15 tRNA genes, 1 rRNA gene and 2 other annotated features are annotated in these 2601 nt (G+C 52.3%); all 16 genes read left to right on the top strand.

From position 1 onward, the window contains the following. Positions 1-18: 18 nt before the first annotated feature. Positions 19-166: a sequence feature (23S ribosomal RNA rRNA prediction is too short), on the top strand. A 43-nt stretch (positions 167-209) separates the two neighbouring features. After that, positions 210-1079, top strand: a sequence feature (23S ribosomal RNA rRNA prediction is too short). Positions 1080-1169: 90 nt separating this feature from the next. The 16 genes from rrf (at position 1170) to A5875_RS10915 (ending at position 2592) form a co-directional block, all read left to right on the top strand. Beyond that, positions 1170-1285: ribosomal RNA gene (gene rrf / locus A5875_RS10990) — 5S ribosomal RNA — on the top strand. An 8-nt stretch (positions 1286-1293) separates the two neighbouring features. Beyond that, positions 1294-1366 (top strand) — tRNA-Val (locus tag A5875_RS10985). A 3-nt stretch (positions 1367-1369) separates the two neighbouring features. Beyond that, a tRNA-Lys gene (locus A5875_RS10980) sits at positions 1370-1442 on the top strand. Between the two features lie 9 nt (positions 1443-1451). Next, positions 1452-1533 (top strand) — tRNA-Leu (locus tag A5875_RS10975). A 17-nt stretch (positions 1534-1550) separates the two neighbouring features. Continuing rightward, positions 1551-1623 (top strand) — tRNA-Thr (locus A5875_RS10970). Between the two features lie 4 nt (positions 1624-1627). Next, positions 1628-1699 (top strand) — tRNA-Gly (locus A5875_RS10965). A gap of 22 nt (positions 1700-1721) precedes the next feature. Continuing rightward, positions 1722-1807, top strand: a tRNA-Leu gene (locus A5875_RS10960). A gap of 13 nt (positions 1808-1820) precedes the next feature. Beyond that, positions 1821-1894 (top strand) — tRNA-Arg (locus tag A5875_RS10955). Between the two features lie 3 nt (positions 1895-1897). After that, a tRNA-Pro gene (locus A5875_RS10950) sits at positions 1898-1971 on the top strand. A gap of 14 nt (positions 1972-1985) precedes the next feature. Next, positions 1986-2058 (top strand) — tRNA-Ala (locus tag A5875_RS10945). Between the two features lie 13 nt (positions 2059-2071). Beyond that, a tRNA-Met gene (locus tag A5875_RS10940) sits at positions 2072-2145 on the top strand. A 14-nt stretch (positions 2146-2159) separates the two neighbouring features. After that, a tRNA-Ile gene (locus A5875_RS10935) sits at positions 2160-2233 on the top strand. A gap of 15 nt (positions 2234-2248) precedes the next feature. Continuing rightward, positions 2249-2338: transfer RNA gene (locus A5875_RS10930), tRNA-Ser, on the top strand. 15 nt (positions 2339-2353) lie between these two features. Next, positions 2354-2427: transfer RNA gene (locus tag A5875_RS10925), tRNA-Met, on the top strand. 17 nt (positions 2428-2444) lie between these two features. Then, positions 2445-2520: transfer RNA gene (locus A5875_RS10920), tRNA-Asp, on the top strand. A 1-nt stretch (position 2521) separates the two neighbouring features. After that, positions 2522-2592 (top strand) — tRNA-Gly (locus tag A5875_RS10915). The last annotated feature ends 9 nt before the right edge of the window (positions 2593-2601 follow it).

The following is a 2601-nucleotide window of genomic DNA, read 5'->3' as shown; positions in this document are numbered from 1 at the left end:
AGATGACGTATAGGGGCTGACGCCTGCCCGGTGCTGGAAGGTTAAGAGGAGTGCTTAGCGTAAGCGAAGGTACGAATTGAAGCCCCAGTAAACGGCGGCCGTAACTATAACGGTCCTAAGGTAGCGAAATTCCTTGTCGGGTAAGTTCCGACCCGCACGAAAGGCGTAACGATTTGGGCACTGTCTCAACGAGAGACTCGGTGAAATTTTAGTACCTGTGAAGATGCAGGTTACCCGCGACAGGACGGAAAGACCCCATGGAGCTTTACTGCAGTTTGATATTGAGTGTTTGTACCACATGTACAGGATAGGTAGGAGCCGTAGAAGTCGGGACGCTAGTTTCGACAGAGGCGCTGGTGGGATACTACCCTTGTGTTATGACCACTCTAACCCGCACCACTAATCGTGGTGGGAGACAGTGTCAGATGGGCAGTTTGACTGGGGCGGTCGCCTCCTAAAGAGTAACGGAGGCGCCCAAAGGTTCCCTCAGAATGGTTGGAAATCATTCGCAGAGTGTAAAGGCACAAGGGAGCTTGACTGCGAGACCTACAAGTCGAGCAGGGACGAAAGTCGGGCTTAGTGATCCGGTGGTTCCGCATGGAAGGGCCATCGCTCAACGGATAAAAGCTACCCTGGGGATAACAGGCTTATCTCCCCCAAGAGTCCACATCGACGGGGAGGTTTGGCACCTCGATGTCGGCTCGTCGCATCCTGGGGCTGTAGTCGGTCCCAAGGGTTGGGCTGTTCGCCCATTAAAGCGGCACGCGAGCTGGGTTCAGAACGTCGTGAGACAGTTCGGTCCCTATCCGTCGCGGGCGTTGGAAATTTGAGAGGATCTGTCCTTAGTACGAGAGGACCGGGATGGACTTACCGCTGGTGTACCAGTTGTCTCGCCAGAGGCATCGCTGGGTAGCTATGTAGGGAAGGGATAAACGCTGAAAGCATCTAAGTGTGAAGCCCACCTCAAGATGAGATTTCCCATTTCTTAAAGAAAGTAAGATCCCTGAGAGAAGATCAGGTAGATAGGTCAGGAGTGGAAGTGCAGTGATGTACGGAGCGGACTGATACTAATCGATCGAGGACTTAACCAAAATAAAATGAAATCACGGTTGTTTAACTGTTTCTGATCCAGTTTTGAGTGAACGAAGTTTACTCAAATAAATACGTAGTGTGGTGGCGATAGCGAGAAGGATACACCTGTTCCCATGTCGAACACAGAAGTTAAGCTTCTTAGCGCCGATTGTAGTGAGGGGTTGCCCCTTGTGAGATTAGGACGTCGCCACGCGAACTTATGGGGGTTTAGCTCAGCTGGGAGAGCATCTGCCTTACAAGCAGAGGGTCAGCGGTTCGAACCCGTTAACCCCCATTTGAGCCGTTAGCTCAGTTGGTAGAGCATCTGACTTTTAATCAGAGGGTCACTGGTTCGAGCCCAGTACGGCTCATAAGTATATGCGGGTGTGGCGGAATTGGCAGACGCACTAGATTTAGGATCTAGCGCCTTACGGCGTGGGGGTTCAAGTCCCTTCACCCGCATTTTATTTTTTGTAGTTGCCGGCTTAGCTCAGTTGGTAGAGCATCTGATTTGTAATCAGAGGGTCGAGGGTTCAAGTCCTTTAGCCGGCATCATGCGGAAATAGCTCAGTGGTAGAGCACCACCTTGCCAAGGTGGGGGTCGCGGGTTCGAACCCCGTTTTCCGCTTTCCTGAAGACCAGGGGAAAGCGCCGGGGTGGCGGAACTGGCAGACGCACAGGACTTAAAATCCTGCGGTGAGTGATCACCGTACCGGTTCGATTCCGGTCCTCGGCATTAACTAAATAACGCACCCGTAGCTCAATTGGATAGAGTACTTGACTACGAATCAAGGGGTTAGAGGTTCGAGTCCTCTCGGGTGCATTTCGGGAAGTAGCTCAGCTTGGTAGAGTACTTGGTTTGGGACCAAGGTGTCGCAGGTTCGAATCCTGTCTTCCCGATAGAAACAAATTATGGGGCCTTAGCTCAGCTGGGAGAGCGCCTGCTTTGCACGCAGGAGGTCAGCGGTTCGATCCCGCTAGGCTCCATTTTTATTAATAACGCGGTGTAGCTCAGCTGGCTAGAGCGTCCGGTTCATACCCGGGAGGTCGGGGGTTCGATCCCCTCCGCCGCGATTTTATTCGAGCCAGGACCTTTAGCTCAGTTGGTTAGAGCAGACGGCTCATAACCGTCCGGTCGTAGGTTCGAGTCCTACAAGGTCCATAGTGACTCTTTTACGGAGGATTACCCAAGTCCGGCTGAAGGGAACGGTCTTGAAAACCGTCAGGCGGGTAAAACCGTGCAAGGGTTCGAATCCCTTATCCTCCTTTTTAATAATATTATCGCGGGATGGAGCAGTCTGGTAGCTCGTCGGGCTCATAACCCGAAGGTCGTAGGTTCAAATCCTGCTCCCGCAATTAAAAACTAAAAATACGGTTCCGTGGTGTAGGGGTTAACATGCCTGCCTGTCACGCAGGAGATCGCGGGTTCAAATCCCGTCGGGACCGCCATGCGGGTGTAGTTTAGTGGTAAAACCACAGCCTTCCAAGCTGTTGTCGCGAGTTCGATTCTCGTCACCCGCTTTAGTTTTT

It is taken from the genome of Enterococcus sp. 3H8_DIV0648 (assembly GCF_002140655.1).
Taxonomy (GTDB): domain Bacteria; phylum Bacillota; class Bacilli; order Lactobacillales; family Enterococcaceae; genus Enterococcus_A; species Enterococcus_A hulanensis.
The sequence above is the reverse complement of the archived record's forward strand: the minus strand, read 5'-3'. Positions and strand labels throughout refer to the sequence as shown.